This window comes from Pseudarthrobacter raffinosi, assembly GCF_023913735.1.
GTDB lineage: Bacteria > Actinomycetota > Actinomycetes > Actinomycetales > Micrococcaceae > Arthrobacter > Arthrobacter raffinosi.
The window spans coordinates 155,164-176,250 of sequence record NZ_JAMXBH010000001.1 but is presented as its reverse complement, the minus strand read 5'-3'; the positions used below and the strand labels follow the sequence as shown (position 1 = coordinate 176,250).

General features: G+C 64.6%; 19 protein-coding genes and 1 tRNA gene. 8 read left to right on the top strand and 12 right to left on the bottom strand.

Annotated features, from left to right (window positions below):
- Positions 1-107: 107 nt before the first annotated feature.
- Together NG698_RS00805 and greA are read left to right on the top strand one after the other, a co-directional pair.
- Entirely contained in the window at positions 108-566 is a 459-nt protein-coding gene (locus NG698_RS00805; protein WP_252602373.1) for a DUF4307 domain-containing protein, read from the top strand.
- Between the two features lie 152 nt (positions 567-718).
- Positions 719-1,213 (top strand): transcription elongation factor GreA, encoded by a 495-nt coding sequence (greA, locus tag NG698_RS00800; RefSeq protein WP_056343498.1) that lies wholly within the window; start codon positions 719-721, stop codon positions 1,211-1,213.
- Between the two features lie 53 nt (positions 1,214-1,266).
- Here greA and NG698_RS00795 read toward each other — a convergent pair whose 3' ends face one another.
- From NG698_RS00795 to NG698_RS00780, 4 genes are read right to left on the bottom strand one after another with little or no spacing between them, the layout of a single operon-like run.
- Positions 1,267-1,884, bottom strand: coding sequence for a rhomboid family intramembrane serine protease (locus NG698_RS00795; RefSeq protein ID WP_252607809.1), 618 nt, complete (start codon positions 1,882-1,884; stop codon positions 1,267-1,269).
- 8 nt (positions 1,885-1,892) lie between these two features.
- Positions 1,893-3,131 carry a threonine ammonia-lyase gene (gene ilvA / locus NG698_RS00790; protein ID WP_104060985.1) on the bottom strand — a complete coding sequence of 413 codons (1,239 nt, stop codon included), beginning with the start codon at positions 3,129-3,131 and terminating at the stop codon, positions 1,893-1,895.
- A 49-nt stretch (positions 3,132-3,180) separates the two neighbouring features.
- Positions 3,181-4,494, bottom strand: a complete 1,314-nt coding sequence (locus tag NG698_RS00785) for an AI-2E family transporter (protein WP_252602378.1) — start codon at positions 4,492-4,494, stop codon at positions 3,181-3,183.
- 40 nt (positions 4,495-4,534) lie between these two features.
- Entirely contained in the window at positions 4,535-5,494 is a 960-nt protein-coding gene (locus NG698_RS00780) for an aldose 1-epimerase family protein (protein WP_252607808.1), read from the bottom strand.
- Between the two features lie 150 nt (positions 5,495-5,644).
- Between NG698_RS00780 and galT the strand changes: the two genes are divergently transcribed.
- Together galT and galK are read left to right on the top strand one after the other, a co-directional pair.
- Positions 5,645-6,817, top strand: a complete 1,173-nt coding sequence (galT, locus tag NG698_RS00775; RefSeq protein ID WP_252607807.1) for a galactose-1-phosphate uridylyltransferase — start codon at positions 5,645-5,647, stop codon at positions 6,815-6,817.
- Between the two features lie 68 nt (positions 6,818-6,885).
- Positions 6,886-8,049: a galactokinase gene (galK, locus tag NG698_RS00770; protein ID WP_252607898.1), complete on the top strand. Its 1,164-nt coding sequence runs from the start codon at positions 6,886-6,888 to the stop codon at positions 8,047-8,049.
- 101 nt (positions 8,050-8,150) lie between these two features.
- On the opposite strand, the gene NG698_RS00765 is transcribed toward galK, so the two are convergent.
- Positions 8,151-9,050: a Bax inhibitor-1/YccA family protein gene (locus NG698_RS00765; protein WP_252607806.1), complete on the bottom strand. Its 900-nt coding sequence runs from the start codon at positions 9,048-9,050 to the stop codon at positions 8,151-8,153.
- Positions 9,051-9,550: 500 nt separating this feature from the next.
- Here NG698_RS00765 and NG698_RS00760 point away from each other — a divergent pair, with 500 nt between their 5' ends.
- Genes NG698_RS00760 through NG698_RS00745 form a run of 4 tightly spaced genes read left to right on the top strand, consistent with a single transcriptional unit; the run spans position 9,551 to position 13,613 of the window.
- Positions 9,551-10,834 carry a branched-chain amino acid ABC transporter permease gene (locus NG698_RS00760; RefSeq protein WP_374210052.1) on the top strand — a complete coding sequence of 428 codons (1,284 nt, stop codon included), beginning with the start codon at positions 9,551-9,553 and terminating at the stop codon, positions 10,832-10,834.
- 9 nt (positions 10,835-10,843) lie between these two features.
- On the top strand, positions 10,844-11,812 hold the full coding sequence (locus NG698_RS00755; RefSeq protein WP_056343518.1) for a branched-chain amino acid ABC transporter permease: 969 nt from the start codon (positions 10,844-10,846) through the stop codon (positions 11,810-11,812).
- The gene (locus tag NG698_RS00750) at positions 11,809-12,846 is read left to right on the top strand and encodes an ABC transporter ATP-binding protein (protein WP_252607805.1); all 1,038 of its coding nucleotides are present in this window, start codon (positions 11,809-11,811) and stop codon (positions 12,844-12,846) included. Before NG698_RS00755 ends, NG698_RS00750 begins: the two co-directional genes overlap by 4 nt.
- Positions 12,843-13,613 carry an ABC transporter ATP-binding protein gene (locus tag NG698_RS00745; RefSeq protein WP_252607804.1) on the top strand — a complete coding sequence of 257 codons (771 nt, stop codon included), beginning with the start codon at positions 12,843-12,845 and terminating at the stop codon, positions 13,611-13,613. Before NG698_RS00750 ends, NG698_RS00745 begins: the two co-directional genes overlap by 4 nt.
- Before the next feature lie 179 nt (positions 13,614-13,792).
- Here the strand turns inward: NG698_RS00745 and NG698_RS00740 are convergent, their stop codons facing one another.
- From NG698_RS00740 to NG698_RS00710, 7 genes are all read right to left on the bottom strand, one after another.
- On the bottom strand, positions 13,793-15,139 hold the full coding sequence (locus tag NG698_RS00740) for an ABC transporter substrate-binding protein (protein ID WP_252607803.1): 1,347 nt from the start codon (positions 15,137-15,139) through the stop codon (positions 13,793-13,795).
- Positions 15,140-15,364: 225 nt separating this feature from the next.
- Positions 15,365-15,438 (bottom strand) — tRNA-Leu (locus NG698_RS00735).
- Positions 15,439-15,458: 20 nt separating this feature from the next.
- Positions 15,459-16,403 (bottom strand): N-acetyltransferase, encoded by a 945-nt coding sequence (locus NG698_RS00730; protein ID WP_252607802.1) that lies wholly within the window; start codon positions 16,401-16,403, stop codon positions 15,459-15,461.
- Between the two features lie 107 nt (positions 16,404-16,510).
- On the bottom strand, positions 16,511-18,010 hold the full coding sequence (locus NG698_RS00725; RefSeq protein WP_252607801.1) for an NAD(P)/FAD-dependent oxidoreductase: 1,500 nt from the start codon (positions 18,008-18,010) through the stop codon (positions 16,511-16,513).
- 38 nt (positions 18,011-18,048) lie between these two features.
- Positions 18,049-19,425 (bottom strand): S8 family serine peptidase, encoded by a 1,377-nt coding sequence (locus tag NG698_RS00720; protein WP_252602407.1) that lies wholly within the window; start codon positions 19,423-19,425, stop codon positions 18,049-18,051.
- A gap of 35 nt (positions 19,426-19,460) precedes the next feature.
- On the bottom strand, positions 19,461-20,408 hold the full coding sequence (locus tag NG698_RS00715) for a Ppx/GppA phosphatase family protein (protein ID WP_252607800.1): 948 nt from the start codon (positions 20,406-20,408) through the stop codon (positions 19,461-19,463).
- Positions 20,405-21,076 carry a DUF501 domain-containing protein gene (locus NG698_RS00710; RefSeq protein ID WP_252602411.1) on the bottom strand — a complete coding sequence of 224 codons (672 nt, stop codon included), beginning with the start codon at positions 21,074-21,076 and terminating at the stop codon, positions 20,405-20,407. Before NG698_RS00710 ends, NG698_RS00715 begins: the two co-directional genes overlap by 4 nt.
- Positions 21,077-21,087 lie beyond the last annotated feature (11 nt).

Below are 21,087 nucleotides of genomic sequence, written 5' to 3'. Positions count from 1 at the left end.
CGGCCATTGGACTGAGGACTTGCATGACTGGACGGACGGGACAGCTGTGCTGGGGGTGCTGATCCGGCCCGGACGGCCACGGCCTGGAACCGAACTAAACTGGACTGGTGACTACCCAGGATCAGCCCGCCGCGTCCCCGCCTGCAGACACTAGCCTAGCCAATCGTTATGGCAGTAAAAAGCAGCCCCTCCCGCGTGCGGTCAAACGTGGCATTGCCGTAGCGGCGCTGGCGGCCGGAGTGGGGTTTATGGCCTGGGTCTCCACGTCCTCAGCCGGCTCTGACGTGACGTTCAAGGACATCGGTTTCAGCACCACCGATGCCACGGCGACCGAGGTTGATTTCCAGGTCACCAGGGAACCAGGGACGGCCGTCAAGTGCGCCGTCAAGGCCCTCGACTCCAAGTTCGCCGTGGTGGGCTGGAAAGTAGTGGACATCCCGCCCGGGAAAGCTGACGGAACGGCCGACGGCGGCAGGACAGTTTCGCAGCGCGTGACACTCCGCACGGAGTCCTTGTCAGTTTCCGGCGTGGTGGACGACTGCTGGATTCCGAGTGCCGGGACGTAGCGCCGTGTGATCTATGCCCCATCCCGGGTTGGGTATGTCCAGAGTTTTGACTACAATGGGTCAATACCTTTACCCCGCTGAGCTGGTTGCTGAGTTCCATACGTGGCCACCGTTGCGGGGTCTTTTGCATGTACGACCATTAGGAGAAGTCCGTGTCTACCACCAACAGCGCGCCTGCAGCCTGGCTCACCCAGGAAGCTTTTGACCGCCTGAAGGCAGAGCTGGACCACCTTTCCGGCCCTGGCCGTGCGGAGATCGTCCAGAAGATTGAAGCTGCCCGGCAAGAGGGCGACCTAAAGGAAAACGGCGGCTACCATGCAGCCAAAGAAGAGCAGGGCAAGATCGAAGCCCGGATCCGCCAGCTGACGGCCCTTCTGCGCGATGCCCACGTGGGCGAGTCCCCCGCTGACGACGGCATTGTGGAGCCAGGCATGCTCGTTGTTGCCCGGATCGCAGGCGACGAAGAGACATTCCTGCTGGGGTCCCGCGAAATCGCCGGCGATTCAGACCTGGACGTGTTCAGTGAGAAGTCACCCCTCGGCGCCGCAATCGTCGGCCACAAAGAGGGCGCGAAGCTCAGCTACACGGCTCCGAACGGCAAGGACATCACGGTGGAGATCCTCTCCGCCAAGCCTTACGCAGGCTGACGCTTCACACTGATCGTTTCAGGCCAACCAAGCCTGGCCAACGCCGGTCCCCGTCAGGGGGCCGGCGTTCTTGCGTGCTTGGGGCGCAGCAACAGGGCAGCGACAACTCCGCCTGCCGCGCCGCCGAGGTGCGCCTGCCAGGAGATGTAGCTGCCCATGATGGGCAGCACCCCCAGCAGGATGCCTCCGTAGACCATAAACAGCACCACGGCGAGCAGGATCTGGCGCCAGCTGTGGTTGAAGAAACCCCGCACCAGGAGGAAGGCGAACAATCCGAAAACCAGGCCGGAGGCGCCAACGGTAATGCCGCCGTCGCCAATCAGCCACACTGTCAGTCCGGAACCCAGCCAGCTGAACCCGAGGGCCGTCAGGAACACCCTCACGCCGGAGAGGAACACCAGGAAGCCGAAGACGATCAGGGGCAGGGCATTGGACAGCAGGTGGTTCAGATTGGCGTGCAGCAGCGGGAACGTCAGGATGTCCAGAAGCCCGTCCGCGGACCGGGGCCGGAGCCCGAAAGTCCGGTTCAGGGCATGCAGGGTCAGCATGTTGAACAGTTCGATCACAAAGAGCACGGCCACAAAGCCGCCGGCCACCAACAGTCCGCCCTTCGCCCGCGAGGCTGTGGTTTCCCGGTTCCGCGGCTTTCCGTCCCCCATCGCGTCAAGCATGGCTGCTCCTAATGCACCACAATGGGCTGGAAACCCTCGGCACGAAGGGCGCCGAGGACCTGCTCACAATGTTCGTGGCCCTTGGTTTCGAGGTTCACGGTGATGGAAACGTCGCCCATGCTGATGGAGCCGCCAACACGCGTGTGATCCAGGCCCGTGACGTTCGCATCGTTTTCGGCGATGATGCGGGCGATGGTGGCCAGCGAGCCCGGCCGGTCATCCAGCATCATCCGGACTGTCATGTAGCGCCCGGCGGCGGACAGGCCCCGCTGGATGACTTTAAGCATCAGCATCGGATCGATATTGCCGCCGGACAGGATCACGGCCGTGGTCCCGGGGTTTTCGATTTTGCCGTCCATCAAGGCCGCAACTCCAACCGCCCCGGCGGGTTCCACCACCATCTTGGCCCGCTCCAGCAGGAAGATCAGGGCCCGCGCCAGGGAATCCTCGCTGACCGTGACAACGTCATCCACCAGCTCGCGGATGATGCTGAAGGGCAGCTGTCCGGGCCGCCCCACCGCAATGCCGTCAGCCATGGTGGACACTTTCTTCAGCGGAACCAGTGCGTCGGCGGCGAGTGACGGCGGATAAGCCGCAGCATTTTCGGCCTGGACACCGATGATGCGGATTTCCCGGCCAAGTTCCCTGGCCCGGGCCTTGACGGCGACAGCAACTCCGGCCAGCAGCCCGCCGCCGCCCACACCCATCAGGATGGTGTCCACATTGGGGATCTGCTCGAGAATCTCCAGGCCGATGGTTCCCTGGCCGGACACCACATCAACATTGTCGAAAGGGTGCACAAAGACCATGCCGGACTCATCGGCGTAGCGCTGCGCCTCGGCGAGGGCCTCATCCACGTTGTGGCCGTGGAGGATCACCTCCGCACCGTGGCTGCGCGTGGCCGCCAGTTTCGGGAGGGCTACGCCCAGCGGCATGTAGATGCGGGCCTTGATGCCCAGGCTTTTGGCGGCTACGGCCACGCCCTGTGCGTGGTTTCCGGCTGACGCGGCCACAACACCGCGTTTTTTGTCCTCAGCCGAGAGCTTGGCCATGCGGACATAGGCACCGCGGACCTTGAACGATCCGGCCCGCTGCAGGTTTTCGCACTTGAAGAAGACGTCGCCGCCAACCATCCCGCCCAGGGCCCGTGACGATTCCACCGGGGTCCGCATAATAATCCCCTCGAGCAGCTTCTGCGCCTCCAGGACATCGTCCAGCGTGACGGGAAGGGTTTCAAGGGTGTTCACGGACTTATGCTCCTTGGGTGGATACGGCTCCGGCGCCTTGGCTCATGTTTCAGGCCTGGGCGTCCGGATTGGCTGCTTCTGTGCTGGCTGCGGCGTCCTTGCCGCGCTTGGGCTTGAAGCCCGGCAACCGGACGTCCCTGATGGAGTCATCATGGTCCGGACCTGGCGTCACCGGCCCTCCGGGGGTTGCCAGCACCTGTTCATGTTCCCACGTTCTGGCCGCGATGTAGCGAATTGCGGAGTTTGCTACGGCGAGGATGGGGACTGAGAACAGCGCGCCGGGGATGCCCGCAAGGTACGAACCCGCCGCCACAGAGAGGATGACCGCCACCGGGTGCAGGGCCACGGCCTTGCCCATCACGAGGGGTTGCAGGATGTGGCTCTCCAGCTGCTGGACCAGCAGTACGATAGCCAGCATGATCAGGGCGTTGACCGGCCCGTTGGCCACCAGGGCCAGGAGCACGGCGATGGCCCCGGTCACCAGGGCACCGACTACGGGGATAAAGGAACCGATGAACACAAGCACGCTCAGGGGCAGGGCAAGCGGCACCCCGATGATGGCCGCGCCGGCGCCGATGCCTACCGCGTCAACAAACGCAACAAACATCTGGATCCGTGCGTAGCTGACCATCGAAGCCCAGCCCTTGCGTCCGGCACCGAACGTTGCCGCACGCGCTTTCTTCGGGAGGAGGCGGACCAGGAAGGCCCAGATCCTGTCGCCTTCGAGCAGGAAGAAGATCAGGATGAACAGGGCCAGCACCATTCCCGCGGCGAAGTGGCCTGCGGTGCTGCCGAAGGACAACGCACCGCTGAGGATGCTGCTGCTGTTGTTCTGGAGTGCGGCGGATGCTTCCTTGAGGTACTGGTCGATCTGGTCGGCGGTGAGGTGCAGGGGTCCTTCGGCCAGCCAGTCCTGGACCTGCCTCACGCCCGTCAGCGCCTGGGACCACAGTTCCCCGAATCCTGCGGCCAGCTGGCGACCCACCAGGGCAAGGGCGCCAGCAATCACGCCGATGAACCCCAGCACCGTGATGGCCACCGCGGCGCCGTTCGGAAGGCGCCTGCTCCGCAGCCAGCGCACCACCGGGCTCAGCAGTCCGGCCAGGAGCGCGGCCACCATAACGGGGATAATCAGGAAGCTGATCCGGCTGAGCAGCCAAATCAGGGCGCCGGCCATCAACAGGATGAGACCAAGCCGCCAGGCCCACGAAGCAGCGATCCGGATACCGTAGGGAATGTCCTTCTCAAGCTCCCGGTCCGCCCGCACCCGGGCCGGACGGACGGGTTCCACAGGCCGGACCGTGTCCGGTACCGTGCCTGTGGGCGTTGAATCGGGTGGTGTGGCGTCCTCGGCTGGCGTCATAGCCTAATACTTCCTCAGCACAGGCCCTTATGCGAAACGGCTACCCGGCCCCGCCCAGGACAGCATCAATCCCCCAGGTCATCGTGAACGATTCTCCTGCCGGGAGCCAGCGCAGCCCGTCACCCGAGTTGAAGGCGTTGGCTGGACCGGTCATGGGTTCGATGGCCACCGCCCTGGGCCTGCCGGGCAGCTCACTTGTCACAAAGATGTGGACGTAGCCGCAGGATTCGTCCTGCCACAACGTGACACTGCGGCCGTCAGGTGCGCTGAGCACATGGCGGGCCGCACCGCCGTCGAACGTCAGGTCAGTGAGGGCGACATCGATCTCAAGGTCCCCCACCGTTTGGCCGCTGCGGAAGTCACTGTCCCCGCTGACGGGCTCCGAGCTCCGCGGAATCAGGCGCTGGTCCGCCACCAGTCGGGTGCCGGCGGCGACGGTCAGGGTCAGGTGGTCCACGTCCGCGTCGCCCAGCCGCAGGTAAGGGTGGGCGCCCAGGACGAACGGCGCTGACGTGTTGGAATCGTTGATCAGCGTCTGGCGGACTTCCAGGCCAAGGTCCTCACCGAGAAGGTACTGGACACGGTGCCGCACCAGGAAGGGGTAGCCATGCTGCGGGAAGACCGTCGCCTCGAGGGTCACGGAATATTGCTCTTCATCAACCAAGCTGTAGGCGGAGTTGCGGAGCAGTCCATGGCTGGCGTTGTTCCGTGAAACCTCCGTGATGTCCAGTTGCTGCTTCTTACCGTCCAGGTACCAGAGCCCGTCCTCCACCCTGTTTGCCCAGGGGGCGAGGGTGATCCCGGCGGCGCCGGGGGAAATCTCGGCGTCCCCATAGGTCTCGGTTAGCTGGACACCGGCGCGGCTGTAGAGCCGCAGGCCGGCCGCCAACTCAGTCACAACGGCCAACGCGTCACCCCTGCGGAGTTCGTACTGCCGGCCGGTGGCGTAGGTCTGGAATCCGACGGGAATGCTCGCGTCCGGGGTTGCACTCGAAGTCATGAGCACCACCGTAACAGTGGGCAAGGACAGCCTGCCATCACCGCGAAATGTTCTCTTTTGTGTGAAACTATTCATTTTTGAGCGAAATATGGGATGATCGAGGCAACGGACGCCCGGCACCTCCGGCACCAGCACGCAAAGGACCCCGCCATGACAGGTATCACCACCACCACGCTCGCCGATGGCCGGGAGCTGATTTATTTCGACGACGGCGCCACTGCCCAGCCCCGCACGGCGGCCACCACCACCGATCACCGGCCCTTGCCCGAGCGCGGCGAGCCTGGCGAAGTACGCTTCGATGCCCTCACCGACGAATGGGTGGCCGTCGCGGCGCACCGGCAGTCCCGCACCCACCTCCCGCCTGCCGACCAGTGCCCCATCTGCCCCACCACACTGAACAACCCCTCCGAGATCCCAGCACCCGACTACGACGTTGTGGTGTTTGAAAACCGCTTCCCGTCGCTGGGCCCGGCTGTGGGCCCAGTGCCGTCCACTCCGGCCTGGGGCACCACCGGACCCGCGTACGGACGCTGCGAAGTAGTGGCGTTCACTCCCGAGCACACGGGATCGTTCAGTGGCCTGGGTGAGGCCCGCGCCCGGACTGTAGTTGAGGCGTGGGCGCACCGCACCGAAGTCCTCAGCAAACTGCCGGGGATCAAGCAGGTGTTCCCGTTCGAAAACCGCGGGGCCGACATCGGCGTCACCCTCCACCACCCGCATGGCCAGATCTATGCGTACCCCTACGTCACGCCCCGGGCAGGGGTCATCGGAGCGGCCGCACGCAAGTTCTATGATGGGTCCGACGGGCGGCAGACGCTGACGGGCTCGCTTCTGCGGGCGGAACGCGAGGACGGGAGCCGAATGGTGATGGAGGGCGAGAATTTCAGCGCCTACGTGCCGTTCGCTGCCCGCTGGCCGCTGGAAATCCACCTGGTGCCGCACCGGCAGGTACCCGACCTGGCCGCCTTGAGCGGTGAGGAAAAGGATGAACTGGCCCATGTCTACCTTGACCTGCTCAAACGGCTCGATGCCCTGTATCCGACGCCGACGCCCTACATTTCCGCCTGGCACCAGGCCCCTCTTGACGACCTCCTGCGCCCCGCCAGCTACCTGCACCTCCAGCTGACGTCGCCCCGCCGGACAGCGGACAAGCTCAAGTTCCTGGCCGGCTCCGAAGCCGCCATGGGCGCCTTTATCAATGACACCACCCCGGAAAGCGTGGCGGAGCGGCTCCGTGCCGTGGTGGTTCCGGAGTCCAGCCCCGTCCCTGCAGCAACCGTCCCTGCTGCTCTGGGGGCCCTGCCTGAAGGAGTACACGCGTGAGCGCCTCCCCTGACGCGTCGACTGCCCGGACCCCTCTGACCAACCCGGCGGAACCGGGCACTGAGGACCTGGATACAGCGCAGCCCGGCACGGCGGACCTGGCCGCCCGCTTTGGGCAGGAGTTCGGCAGGCTTCCCGACGGCGTCTGGCAGGCACCGGGACGCGTTAACCTCATCGGCGAGCACACCGACTACAACGAGGGTTTTGTGCTCCCGTTCGCGATCGATCGGACCGCCCGGGTGGCTGTTGCAGTCCGTCCGGACTCCATGGTCAGGCTCCTCTCCACTTATGGTGACCACGGCATGGTCACCGCTGACCTCGGCTCTTTGGACGCGGCTTCCGCCAAGGGCTGGACGAAGTATCCGCTCGGTGTGATGTGGGCGTTGCAGCAGCAGGGCATCACCGTTCCGGGGGTGGACCTGCTGCTGGATTCCAACGTCCCCCTGGGCGCCGGCCTGTCCTCATCGCACGCCATCGAATGCGCGGTCATCTCAGCCCTGAATGATCTGACGGGAGCGGGGCTTGAACCCGAGGAGATGGTCCTCGCCACCCAGCGCGCAGAGAACGACTTTGTCGGCGCCCCCACGGGCATCATGGACCAGTCAGCGTCGTTGCGCGGATCCAAGGGGCACGCAGTCTTCCTGGACTGCCGCGACCAGAGCGTTCAGCTGGTTCCCTTCGAAACAGAACCTGCAGGGCTGGTGATGCTGGTGATCGATACCAACGTCTCCCACTCCCATGCCGACGGCGGGTACGCTTCCCGTCGCGCGTCCTGCGAACTGGGCGCCGAGGTCCTGGGCGTCAAGGCACTGCGTGACGTCCGGATGGAGGACCTGGAAGAAGCCGCCGGCCTCCTGGACGAGGTCACCTACCGGCGCGTGCGCCATATCGTGACCGAAAACACCCGCGTGCTGCAGACCGTGGAGCTGCTGGCCAGTGCGGGCCCCATTTCCATCGGCGCGCTGCTGGACGCCAGTCACATTTCCATGCGGGACGACTTTGAAATCTCCTGCCCGGAGCTGGATCTGGCGGTGGCCACCTCCCGCGCCAACGGCGCAATCGGCGCCCGGATGACCGGCGGTGGCTTCGGCGGGGCCGCCATCGCGCTCACCCCGGTGACGTCGGAGCAGCAGGTGCGGGCCGCCGTCGTGCGTGCCTTCGAAGAAGCCGGCTACAGGGCCCCTGACATCTTCACGGTGACCCCTGCAGAGGGAGCCATGCGCATTTCGTAGCGCTGATACCGCAAAAAGAGGGCCCCGCCTGATGCGAAATGCATCGGTGGGGCCCTCTTCTTGTGAGTGCGAATTACGACGGCGGATGCCGGGTTTTGTTGTCAGTCCTCGCCGCGGAGGATGGCCAGGACGCGGATGATCTCCACGTACAGCCAGACCAGGGTGACCGTCAGGCCGAAGGCCGCGGTCCAGGAGAAGCGCTGCGGCGCACCGCTCTGAACGCCGGCTTCGATGCTGGTGAAGTCCATGACCAGGGAGAACGCGGCCAGGCCAATGGCCAGGATGCCGATGACAACACCAATGATGCCGCTGCGCAGGCCGAACGGTTCCGTCGTCATACCCGTCATCATCATGACTAGGTTGACCACGGAGAACAGGCCGTAACCCACCAGGGCGATCATAAAGAACTTCATGGCCTTGGGAGAGGCGCGCACCTTGCCGCTCTTGAACAGGAGCAGCGTCACGGTGAACACGGACAGCGTGCCGATGACGGCCTGCAGGCCGACTCCCGGGTACATCAGGTCAAGCACGCGGGTGAGGCCGCCGAGGAACAGGCCTTCGAGCCCGGCATAGGCCAGGATCAGGGCCGGCGAAGGCTGCTTCTTGAACGTGTTGACCAGTGCCAGGACGAAGCCGCCCAGCGCACCGACGATCATCAGGATGCTGGCCAGCCCCATGCTGACGAACAGGGTCACCGCGGCACCGGCCAGCAGGACTCCGAGGCAGGCAGCAGTCTTGACGATGACGTCGTCGTACGTCATCCGGCCGGTGTCCGCGGGACCTGCGGCCGGCTGGTTGTACATCTGGCGCAACTGCTCATCGGTCATGTTCTGCTGCTGGCCCCAACCGTTCTGGGAATCCATGACCTGGCCGGGAGCCCGCTGCCCGTAAGGCTGCTGGCCGTACTGGGTCTGTCCGTAGGGCGCCTGCGGGACAGGCGGTGCCTGGGTGGCTCCACGGAAATTCTTTCCGTTGAAGATCGGGTTTCCGCCAAGTGCCATTGCTGGTGTCCTCCAAGTAAGGGGGTGGGTTGCTGAACTTAAGGTTCACGTTACCAACTTCCACGTGCCCGCGCTTCAATAAGTTCCCCATCCATGGCGCCGAAACGCAACCGTGATGCATCCGAGTGGACGGTCGCACGCGCCCCCGGGCCGCGCGTAGGCCAGGCCGCCCCATGAGGAATACTGCTGATCAACAGAAGTTTCTTTGCGAACACTTTGCCAATGCGCCATGGCTGTAACGCAGTTGTTATGCGATCGCTACCCGACGGCCTCCCCCCAGCCTAAAATTTGCCTCTGACGAGCTGTAACATAAACCACACACGGTGACGGATATCACAATCAGGCCCCCAACCTGCAGAAAGCACCACTATCCGTCCCGTGACGTTTGCAGTGGTTGCAATGGCGCATCCCTGGCCACCCCACCCAAGTGGAGGATTTTAATTTTGAGAAGTACACCCAAAGGCTCGCCGCACAGACGGCCGGGCGGATTGCTGAAAGTGATAGGGGCCGTCTTTGCCTCTGTCGTGGCGATACTGCTCGTCGTCGCCCCGGCATCACAAGCCACTTCGCCGTCTCCGACACCATCCCCGTCGATTACGACCTTCCAGAACAACATCAGCGGCTTCCTTCGGGATGACGCGCGCGCCCCCATCGCCGATGTGACCATAACCGCTAGGAGCGGGGACTTCGAAGGGACCGCCACATCCGCGGCCAACGGGTCCTGGAGCATCGGTGTCCCTGTCCAGGGCACCTATGAGATCGAGCTGGACGAATCGACCCTGCCAGAGGGCATCAAGCTCGCAGAAGGCCAGGATAACCCCCGCAGTGTCACGTTTAGCCAGACCTCCAACCTCTCGGTGATTTTCGCCTTCGGTGAGGGCATCGTGGTGCAACAGCAGGACTTCGGCCAGAATCTCCTCAACCGGCTCGTTGCTGGGCTGAGCTTCGGTCTCCTGCTGGCACTGGCCTCCGTGGGACTTTCCCTGATCTTCGGAACCACGGGGCTGACAAACTTCGCCCATGGGGAAATGGTCACCCTGGGCGCTGTACTGGTCTTCGCCTTTAACGCCATAGGCCTCCCCTTCTGGCTTGCCTTGATCCTTTCGCTCCTCGGCGGCGGCCTCTTCGGCTACGTCCAGGACGCCGGACTCTGGAAGCCACTTCGCCGCCGCGGAACGGGCCTGGTGCCCATGATGATCGTCAGCATCGGACTCGCCCTCGCCGTCCGGTACGTCATCCAGTTCTACTTTGGCGGCGCCACGCAGCAACTGCCCTTTGCCCAGAGCGCCGAGATCCAACTGGGTCCGGTATCCATCTCTCCCAACAACCTGTGGTCGCTCATCATCAGTGCAGTGGTGATCGCCCTGATCGGAATCGTCCTCTTGAAAACCCGGCTGGGCAAGGCCACCCGCGCGGTGGCTGACAACCCGGCGTTGGCGGCCGCCTCCGGCATCGACGTCGACTCGGTCATCCGGATCGTCTGGGTCACCGGCGGCATGCTCGCCTCCCTCGGCGGAATCCTGTGGGCCTACTACCGGCCAGGCGTGACCTTCGACATGGGTTCGCAGATCCTGCTGCTCATCTTCGCCGGCGTGACCCTGGGCGGCCTCGGCACCGTCTTCGGCGCCCTCATCGGGTCCATCATCGTCGGCATCTTCGTAGAGCTGACCACCGTTTTCGGCCTCGCTGCCGACCTCAAGTATGTGGGAGCACTGTTCATCATGATTGTTGTCCTCTTGTTCCGGCCCCAGGGCATCCTGGGCCGTCGCGAGCGCGTGGGTTAGGAGACAGCCATGGATTTCGGATTCATTTTCTCCAGCGCTGCCAGCGAACTCTTCAGCCCGACCACCGCGGCCTATGCTCTTGCGGCCCTCGGACTGGCAGTCCACTTCGGCTACTCCGGCCTGCTGAACTTTGGCCAGGCCGGCTTTATGGCGGTGGGCGCCTACGGCTTCGCCATCTCGACGCTCACCTTTGGTGTGCCCTTCTTTGTGGGACTGGTCATCGCCGTGATCTGCTCGGCTATCTTCGCGATGCTCCTGGGCATACCGACCCTGCGGCTGCGCGCGGACTACCTGGCTATCGTCACGATCGCAGCCGCGGAAATCGTCCGCTATATTGTCACGACCAACCAGCTGACCGCCGTGACCGGTTCGGCCAACGGCCTGGCCGCCTTCGAAGGCGGGTTCTACGCCATGAACCCGTTCCCGGCGGGTTCGTACATGGGCATGAACAACCGGGACTTTTTCATCCGCATCGTCGGCTGGGGCCTCGTCATCATCTGCTGCACCCTTGTGTGGCTGCTGATGAGGAGCCCCTGGGGCCGCGTACTCAAGGGCATCCGCGAGGACGAAAACGCGGTCCGGTCCCTCGGCAAGAACGTGTATGCCTACAAAATGCAGGCCCTCATCATCGGTGGCGTGCTCGGCGCCCTGGCGGGCATGATCTTTACGCTCCCCCGCGGCGCAGTCCAGCCGGCCAACTACGGCACCGAGCTGACGTTCTTCCTGTACACCTGCCTGTTGCTCGGCGGCCTCGGCACGGTGCTGGGACCCGTCATCGGCGCGATGATCTTCTGGGTGGTGCTGTCCCTCACACAGGGCATCCTGTACGGCCTGATCGAATCCGGCGCCGTCACCTGGCTGAACACAGTCCAGGCCGGCCAGCTGCGTTACATCCTTGTGGGTGTCGCACTGATGCTGCTGATGATCTTCAGGCCCCAGGGCGTCTTCGGTAACAAGAAGGAGCTGGCGTTCGCATGAGCACGCATAGCGAAGAACCCCGTCCGTCGGAGAAAATTGACTACATGACGGACACGCGTCCGATTGCCGCCGGGGACACTGCTCCCGGCTGCAAGAAGCGCGATCCGATCGTGGTGGCGGCAAACGTCACCCGCAGCTTCGGCGGCATCAACGCCGTCGACGTCGAATACCTGGAGATCCCGCGGCACAAGATCACAGCGCTGATCGGCCCGAACGGTGCAGGTAAGACCACCCTCTTCAACCTGCTGACCGGATTCGATATGCCGAACTCCGGCAAATGGGAGTTCGAAGGCAATAGCCTTGCCGGGGTTTCACCCTACAAAGTGGCACGAATGGGGATGGTGAGGACCTTCCAGCTGACCAAGGTCATGGGCAAGCTCACCGTCATGGAGAACATGCGGCTCGGTGGCTCGGAACAGCCCGGTGAGCGCCTCTCCAAGGCCCTGTTCAAGGGCCTCTGGGGCGGCCGGGAAAAGGAGATCACTGCCCAGGCGAACGTCCTGCTTGAGAAGTTCAAGCTGGACGCCAAGAAGGACGACTACGCTGCCTCGCTTTCCGGAGGCCAGCGGAAACTCCTGGAAATGGCACGTTCGCTGATGGTCAGGCCGAAGCTGGTCATGCTGGACGAGCCCATGGCAGGCGTCAACCCGGCGCTGACCCAGTCCCTCCTGGACCACATCAAGAACCTCAAGGCTGAAGGCATGACCGTGCTTTTCGTGGAGCACGACATGAACATGGTGCGCCATATTGCCGATTGGGTGGTGGTGATGGCGGAAGGAAAGATCGTTGCCGAGGGCCCCCCTGGCGAAGTCATGAAGAATCCGGCAGTCATCGATGCCTATCTGGGAGCCCATCACGACGTGGACCTTGGCGACGCTGAGGGCATCAAGGAACTTGCAGCCGAGCTGGTGGCCGACGACGAATCGATTGTCGGTACTGAGAATGCGGGCATCATCGCCATCGATGTGCTCGAGCAGGAGCTCGAGGAGAATCGTGCGGAAGAACCACGTCGCAGAGAAAAGGACACAGAATGAGCGCCACGAGTGCGGCTCCCGCTGCCGGTAGCGCAGCAACCGACGATTCGGTCGTCAAGGTAACAAACCTCGTTGCCGGCTACCTTCCCGGTGTGAATATCCTCAACGGTTGCAATATCGAGGCTCGCAAGGGCGAACTGATCGGCATTATTGGTCCTAACGGCGCCGGCAAATCGACGCTTCTCAAGGCCATGTTCGGTCTGGTGAAAGTCCATTCGGGCACCGTTGTGGTTCGTGGCCAGGACATCACCGGACTCAAAGCCAACAAGTTGGTGACCAAGGGCGTGGGATTCGTCCCGCAGAACAACAACGTGTTCGCCACGCTGACTATCGAAGAGAACATGCAGATGGGCATGTTCCAGCGCCCCAAAGACTTCGCCGAGCGCTTTGATTTTGTGACCAGCCTGTTCCCCGAGCTCGGCAAGCGCCGGGCCCAGCGGGCCGGGTCGCTCTCCGGCGGCGAACGTCAGATGGTGGCCATGGGACGCGCGCTGATGATGGAGCCCGCCGTCCTGCTCCTTGATGAGCCCTCCGCCGGCCTCTCCCCTGTCAAGCAGGACGAAACCTTCCTGCGGGTGCACGAGATCAACCGGGCAGGGGTTTCGGTGATCATGGTGGAACAGAATGCCCGCCGTTGCCTCCAGATCTGCGACCGCGCCTACGTGCTGGACCAAGGAAGGGACGCCTACACGGGAACCGGGCGGGAACTGATGAAGGACCCCAAGGTGATCCAGCTGTACCTCGGCACCTTGGCGGACGAGGTCTAAGCCATCTCCGTCCAGCCGCCGCCAGGAGCTGCAGAAGGGCCGTCACCGTCCGGTGGCGGCCCTTCTGCAGGCCTGCCGTGGTTCCCCGGTGCCGTCTGGGTGCCTCACCCCCTCGCGCACACAAAAAGAACCCCCGCCCGGTGCAACCCGGGCGGGGGTTCTTTGTGGAGGAAGCGGCTTTACAGCTTGCCGAATTCTTCCTTGGACGGTGCGTACTTGTTATCGTCCTGGTACTCGTAGATGCCGATGTAGGCTTCCGTCGGGTCGCCGGCGTCAGAGAACGTCACCGGACCTGACTGGCCGTCGTAGTCGATGTCCTTGCCGTTGCGGAGCAGCGTGACACAGGAGGCGAAGTCGGTGCACTTCTCACCCGACTCCGAGACCGCCTTGAGCTGCTTGGCAATCTCAACGCCGCTGGTGCTCTTGGCGGCTTCAGTGGCAAGGGCGATCAGGTTCACAGCATCGTAGGATTCACCTGCGTAGCTGTAGTCCTTCAGTGCCGGATCAATGGCGAGCAGTTTCTGCTTGAACGCTTCCTTGGCGAACGTGCCAGGGATGGTTCCCTGGGCGCCCTTCAGGGTCCCGGCCTGGAAGTCCTTGCTGTAGTCGGAGGTGTTGCCGTCCACAAGGAACATCTGGGTGGGCTTGACACCCTTGCCCGTCATCAGCGGCACGATGCTCTTGGCCTGGTCAAAAGTGATCAGGGCGATCGCGTCAGGCTTGGCCGCGATGACCTTGTCCACCTGGCTGCTGAACTGGGAGTCACCCTCGTTGAACAGCTCTTCCGCAACCACTTTGCCACCAGCTGCCTCGAAGGAGGACTTGACGTTGCTGGCAAGGCCGGTTCCGTAGGCGTCGTTGAGTACGATCATGCCCACAGTCTGTGCACCACAGGTGGCCATGTAGTTGCCCAGGACCTTACCCTGCAGCACATCTGAAGGCGCAGTACGCCAGTAGAGGCCCTTGTCATCCCAGGTAGTGAAATCCGGGGAAGTATTGGCGGGCGAGAACTGGATAACACCGGCACCGGTGATCTGGTTGATGACCGTCTTGGAGACACCGGAAGACGCGGCACCAATGACGGCGCTGACGCCCTGGCCGAGGAGCGCACTGGTGGACTGCGTGGCGATGTCTGTCTTAGTGTCGCCGGAGTCACGGTGGATCACTTCCACAGGCTTGCCCAGGACACCCCCGGCATCATTAACTTCCTTGACGCCAAGATTCACACCCGCGATTTCGGGCGGCCCGAGGAAGGCCAGGGAGCCGGTGGTGGGGAGCAGGGAACCCAGCTTGAGCGGCGTTTCCGTGACGGTGGTTGCAGGCGGAACAGCGCCTCCAGCGCCTGCCTTTGCTGTGCTTCCGGGGGCCGCGCCGGGAGCGGGGCAGGAGATCCCAGTTGCTGACGTGGTGGTTTCTGTCGAGCTCGGGGTGGAGGTACCACCACAGGCTGTAACCAGAAAGGCGACGCCGACGCTAAGCGCTGTGAGCTTAGCAAGACGGGGTGCCGCCGGGGAAAGTGAAATCATTGACAATCTCCTGGATCGAAAGGTGCGAACGGCCTTTGACGCGGATGATCAGGTGTTCCTGATTTAACTTCAAGCTAATGCATATCTTCGGCGGATATAAGTGACTGAGGTCACATCCTTATAACAGTCGTTGCATATGCGAAATCAATGAACGGGAGAGGACTGTTGAGATCACGCGGGAGGCGCGGAAGGGCGCATCAGGAGGAACTCCCTAGGGAGAATTTGTACCCCAGGTGGGACTCGAACCCACAACACGCGGATTTTAAGTCCGCTGCCTCTGCCAATTGGGCTACTGGGGCGCCCGGTCAATGGTATCCCGTCATTCGCCCGCAAGCGGTGCGGCGTACCGGAACGTCCCGTGGACCCCGCCGGGCCAGGCCGCCAGCGGGAGCAGCTGGAAGTGGTCGCCCCACGTTTCGTCGGGCGGCAGGACGCCGAAACTTGTAGCCGGCACGAAGCCGAAGCGTGGGTAGTATTCGGTGCTGCCCAGCAACGCAATCCCGCCCTCCCCCGCCGCATTGGCCCGGGCGATGGTGTCATTCATGAGGGCGCTGCCGATCCCATGGCGCTGCAGCCTGGGCGTCACCCCGATGGGCCCGAGCCCCAGCAACCCGTAGTCGCCCACCCAGCCGCGGGTGCTGATCACATGGCCGACTATTTCGTCGTCGAGCACCGCCACCACGCTGAACCCGGGCAGGTAGTCCTCGCACTCGAAGAGTCGGCGGAGCACGTCCACCTCCTCGGGCTCCCCCTCCACCGGCAGGCCCGTGACCGGGGAGACCGCGAACGCCTCGCCCGTCAACGCGAGGATCTTGTCCCTGTCCGCGGCCGTCTCGTTCCTGAGCAGCAGCTCGGGCCGCGGCACGTGCCGGCTGGCCGCTGACAGCTCAGCTAGGGCTTCGACGGCGCGTGGTGCGTCCGCCACCGGCACCAGCAGGTGGTCGTGGTGGAAGCCGGCCAGCACGTTGCAGCTGATCCTGGCGTCGGTCAGGGCCTTCCCGACGGCGGCGGTCAGGCCAACAGCCTCCAGCGCAGAGTGCACTTCCAGGGTGATCCAGGCCGCCACAAAGTCGTAGTGCAGCCCCAGGCTGTCTGCCCTTTCCCGCGGCAGGACGACCGTCAGGCCCTCGGCCTCACGGACGGCAGCTTCGATGCCGGGCTCTAGCGGCCTGCCATGCGGCCACAGGACGTAGACGTACTCCCCCTCCCGCAGTACCGGTTTCAGGGTTGCCAGCAGGGTCTGGAGGTTCTTTTCGCCAGTCATGCTGCCAGTCTAGAAGGGACACCAGGCGGGAAACGCCAAAACGGCGGCTATCCCTCAAGGGGACAGCCGCCGTCGGGCGTTACAAATGCTGGTTCGAGATGCCGGTGTTACTTGGCGTCCGCGGTGACCGACTGCTTGGGGTCCACGCTGGTGGCCTCGGCGGAGCCGGGCTTTGCCGCTCCGGCGGATGCCTCGGGCGCGCTGGCCGCCGGGGCAGGAGCAGCCGCAGCCGGCTTGGGAGCCGGTGTGGCAGCGGCCACGAAGGCACCGCGCGGGTTGTCGAGGTCGATCAGCTGGGTGGTGTCGCGGCCCATAAAGAACGCGAGGATCCAACCCATGATGACGCGGACCTTGCGCTCCATGGTGGGCATGGCCATACCGTGGTAGCCGCGGTGTGCCAGCCACGCGAGCGGGCCCTTGAGGCCGATGCGGCCCAGGATGTTGATGTTGGCAACGCCCTTCCACTCGCCGAAGCCGGCCACAGCACCCAGGTTCTTGTGCTTGTAGTCCTTCAGCGGCTTGTCCCAGCGCGAAGCCCACAGGTTCTTGGCGAGACGCTTGGCCTGGCGAAGTGCGTGCTGGGCGTTCGGGACGCAGGTGCCGTCCGGCAGGCCGCTGCCCGTGAGGTCCGGCACGGCGGCGATGTCGCCGGCGGCCCAGGCGTTGTCAATGATGCCTTCATCACCGGCGATGCGGAGGTCCGGCAGAACGCGGACGCGGCCGCGGGGTTCCAGCGGGAAGTCGGAGGAGCGGATCATCGGGTTGGCCTGCACGCCGGCAGTCCAGACGAGGGTATCGGCTTCGAATTCCTGGGCGAGGGACTTGTCCGGGAGGTTGATGAGCTTCAGGGAGCCCTCAGCGCTGTCCAGGGAGGTGTTCAGCAGAACCTCGATGCCGCGGCTGCGGAGGTGCTCCACAACCCATTCGGCCTGCGGTGCCGTGACCTCCGGCATGATGCGGCCCATGGCTTCAACCAGGACGAAGCGTACTTCTTCCTGGCGGATGCGGGGGTTGTTCTTGACCGCGGCGCGGGCCAGGTCTTCCATTTCGGTGATGCACTCGATGCCGGCGAAGCCGCCACCGACAACCACGAATGTCAGTGCCTTGGCGCGGGCAGCGGGGTCCGCGATGGTGGACGCGGCCTCGAGGCGCTCCAGCACCTTGTTTCGAAGGGCCACAGCCTCTTCGATGGTCTTCAGGCCGATGCCCTTGTCCGCCAGGCCCTTGATGGGGAACGTGCGGGTGATGGCGCCTGCGGCCACCACGATGTCGAAGTAGGGGATCTCGATGTGCTCTCCGCCGTCCGCGGGCGCCACGACGGCGGTGCGGTTGGCGTGGTCGATCGAGGTGACGCTGCCCTGGATGAGTTCAGTCTGCTTCAGGTGCTGGCGGTGCGAGACCACCGCGTGGCGGGCCTCGATGTTGCCGCCGGCCACTTCGGGCAGGAAGGGCTGGTAAGTCATGTAGGGCAGTGGATCCACGAGGGTGACGATGCCACCGGCATTCGCGATCTTCTTCTGCAGTTTGAGTGCTACGTACAGGCCGACGTACCCGCCGCCGACGACGAGTACCCTGGGACGGTCCTGGAGCTCTGGGGTGGTTGCCATGATTTAAGGATACAACAGTTTGTGAAAATCTTCACTAACTACGATTTGCCGCCTGAATCAACGGTTTGGAACGCGCCGGTATCGGGTTCCTCGCGCGCCGCTCCGGGGTTTCGGGCAGCCCTCCGCAGCTGGAGGACTGCTGCCCCGATGATCACCACAAAGAGGATCACTGAACCGATCACGACGGCGGCGCCAACGGCACTGTCACGCTGTGAGGGCGCCTCCGCCGCGGGCACAGTGGGCTCGGGCAGCGTGGGAACGGCACTGGCCACTTCGTCGGTGGGCACCGGTGCCGGCGCACCAAGGTTGCCGCGGCGGTGCACGCGGATCCAGTCCGAGATGGAGCCGAGCGGGTTGGCGGCGGCTTCCGGGACGGAGTCCTTCAGGGCGGCCTCGGCGTTCAGCACGCCAAAGCCGTACAGCGGGTCTTTTCCGGCAGGACCGGCATCCTTGGCCGTGCTGACGATCCGGTTGATGACCTGCTTGGCGCTCATCTCCGGCCACTTGGAACGGATGAGTGCGGCCACACCGGCAACGATCGGGGCAGCTCCGGATGTTCCCGCCCATTCTGCGTAGCCGCCGCCCGGCAGCCCGCCCAGCAGGTTTTCAGCCGGGGCCGCCACACCGATGCTGATCCCCTGGGAGGACGAGTCGACGCTCGCTGTACCCTTGCGGTCCAGGCCGGCGACGGTGAGGACGCCGGGGATGGTGGCGGGAGCCCCGACCTGGAGGTTGCCGCCTATCCGGTTTCCGGCGGCGGCCACGATCACCACATCCTTCTGCTCGGCATAGAGGAAGGCAGCGTCCCAGCTCTGGGGCCACTGCGGCGTGGCGCTGCCCAGCGAAATGTTAATGACTTTGGCCCCGTTGTCCACGGCCCAACGGACCGCTTCCGGGATCTGGTCCTGATCGCTCTTTCCCGCGGGGTTGGCCGATCCCAGCCACGTTGACACGGACAGGATCTCAGCTTCAGGAGCCACGCCAATCATGCCGTCCGGTCCGCCTGCGGCAGCGGGGCCGGGACTGGGCGAAGCGGTGGCGCCGGCGGGCTGGTGGCCGCGGCCGGCCAGGATGGTGGCTACCAGGGTCCCGTGTTCCGGCTTGACCCCCAGGCTTTTCTGCCCGTTGGGGCTGCCGGCCCCGGACGCGTCGAAGCCTCCGGTGACGGCGCCCTTCAGGTCAGGGTGCTGGGCATCCACACCGCTGTCGATCACCGCGATCTTGACTCCGGCGCCCTTGGAAACTTCCCAGGCCTTCGTAATTCCGGCTTCGCCAAGCCAGTACTGCTTGTCCCGTTCAGCGTCGGCCATGGCCGCGGGCGCCAGGGTCAGTCCTGCGGCCACGCTGACGCCTGCAAGGGTCATCGCCAGGAGAGCTGACGCGGCCCGGCGGAACCGTGCTGTTGCTCTGGTCATGTGGGTTCCCATGCTTTGGTTGGCTGAAGGCCTGGTTAGTGGATGCTCAGGGCAATTCCGTCAAGAATATCGTGTTCACTGGCCGTGGCCGTGACGATCCGGCCCGCGGTGAGTTCATTCAGCCGCTCCAGGATGCGCCGCCACACCAGCCCGCCGGCGCCCATTACGTCGACGCGGCCGGGGTGCATGTACGCCAGTTCGGCACGTTCTCGCCTGGTCATGTGGAGGAGGTCAGTAGCGGCTTCGGTGATGGTGCCGATGGACAATTCCGTCCCGTGGATCGCCGCCGGCGAGTACTCCGTAAGCCGCAGGGCATGGGCGGTGATGGTGGTGATCGAGCCGGCCACCCCGACGACGGCTGTGGCGCGTTCCAGCGGAACGTCCAGCCCCGCCCGGGCGATGGCGGCGTCGATGTCGGCTTCCGCGGCGGCGATCTGCTCCGCCGTGGGCGGATCGTCCTGCAGGTGCCGTTCGGTCAGGCGGACGCAGCCGACATCCACGGACTTGGCGGCCGTGACGCCGTCGGAGGTTCCGAGGACGAACTCCGTGCTGCCGCCGCCGAGGTCCACCACCAGCACCTGCTCGCCGTCAAGGATGGGCAGCACGCTGCTGGCCCCGGCGAACGACAGGGCAGCTTCTTCATCGCCCGAGATAACCTCCGGCTCAACGCCCAGCAGTTCCCGGATTCCGTCCACAAAAACCTGGCGGTTGCGCGCGTCCCGGCTGGCCGAGGTTGCCACAAAACGGATGGACTCGGCGCCATACTCACGGATCATGGCTGCGTAATCCCCTGTGGCCGCGAAGGTGCGCTCCAGTGCCTCAGGGGCAAGTTCGCCGGTGGCGTCCACGCCCTGGCCCAGCCGGACAACCCGCATTTCGCGGACAACGTCGGTGAGCTTCGCTGTCCCGGTGCTGCGGTCGATGTCGGCGATGAGCAGGCGGAGCGAGTTCGTGCCGCAGTCGATGGCGGCGACGCGGGTCATGCCCCTGCCCCGTCAGCGCTTGCTGTCTTGCGGACCGGAGCGGGCCGGCCCACGATCTCCGGCAGGCCTTGGGGTCCGTGGCGGCTGAGATCCTTTGACGGGGCCTCCCCTGCGGTGTCCCAGGCGCCGTCGCAGTAGCAGCGGTCCGTTGTCCACCATTCACTGATGCCGGCAATGGCCTCATCCCCCAGCGGGTTCACGCCGGGACCTGCCGCGAGGGAGTGGCCCACCAGGACGTGGAGGCATTTGACCCGGGTGGGCATGCCGCCGGCGGAGATGCCGTCAATCTCCGGGACGGCGCCGATGCCGGAACGCTCGCCGATGGCCGCGCGGGCTCCGAGATAGTCCTCGTGCGCCGCACGGTAGGCGGCCGCGAGGGGCTCATCGGCGCTCAGGCGCTCATTCATGTCGTTCATCAGCCCGGCAGCTTCCAGCCTGGAAACCGCCGACGTGATGACGGGGTGCGTCAGATAAAACGTGGTGGGAAACGGCGTCCCGCTGCTCAGCCGCGGTGCGGTGGCGGCGACGAGGGGGTTGCCACAGACGCAGCGCGCCGGGATTTCCACCACATCGCGCACCGGCCGTCCCAACTGCCTGCTGAGTACTTCAAGATCGTGTGCTGATGGCTGGCGGGACTTCTCCGGCGCAGTCGCCGTGTTTTCTTCCACTGGCGCGGGCC

Excerpts from the sequence above, each read along its gene's own strand:
- NG698_RS00730 (WP_252607802.1), bottom strand. The coding sequence starts at position 16,403 with ATGACTGGCGAAAAGAACCTCCAGACCCTGCTGGCAACCCTGAAACCG.
- NG698_RS00725 (WP_252607801.1), bottom strand. The coding sequence starts at position 18,010 with ATGGCAACCACCCCAGAGCTCCAGGACCGTCCCAGGGTACTCGTCGTC.
- NG698_RS00755 (WP_056343518.1), top strand. The coding sequence starts at position 10,844 with ATGGATTTCGGATTCATTTTCTCCAGCGCTGCCAGCGAACTCTTCAGC.
- NG698_RS00780 (WP_252607808.1), bottom strand. The coding sequence starts at position 5,494 with ATGACTTCGAGTGCAACCCCGGACGCGAGCATTCCCGTCGGATTCCAG.
- NG698_RS00720 (WP_252602407.1), bottom strand. The coding sequence starts at position 19,425 with ATGACCAGAGCAACAGCACGGTTCCGCCGGGCCGCGTCAGCTCTCCTG.
- galT (WP_252607807.1), top strand. The coding sequence starts at position 5,645 with ATGACAGGTATCACCACCACCACGCTCGCCGATGGCCGGGAGCTGATT.
- NG698_RS00745 (WP_252607804.1), top strand. The coding sequence starts at position 12,843 with ATGAGCGCCACGAGTGCGGCTCCCGCTGCCGGTAGCGCAGCAACCGAC.
- NG698_RS00785 (WP_252602378.1), bottom strand. The coding sequence starts at position 4,494 with ATGACGCCAGCCGAGGACGCCACACCACCCGATTCAACGCCCACAGGC.
- NG698_RS00750 (WP_252607805.1), top strand. The coding sequence starts at position 11,809 with ATGAGCACGCATAGCGAAGAACCCCGTCCGTCGGAGAAAATTGACTAC.
- NG698_RS00765 (WP_252607806.1), bottom strand. The coding sequence starts at position 9,050 with ATGGCACTTGGCGGAAACCCGATCTTCAACGGAAAGAATTTCCGTGGA.
- NG698_RS00740 (WP_252607803.1), bottom strand. The coding sequence starts at position 15,139 with ATGATTTCACTTTCCCCGGCGGCACCCCGTCTTGCTAAGCTCACAGCG.
- NG698_RS00795 (WP_252607809.1), bottom strand. The coding sequence starts at position 1,884 with ATGCTTGACGCGATGGGGGACGGAAAGCCGCGGAACCGGGAAACCACA.
- NG698_RS00715 (WP_252607800.1), bottom strand. The coding sequence starts at position 20,408 with ATGACCCGCGTCGCCGCCATCGACTGCGGCACGAACTCGCTCCGCCTG.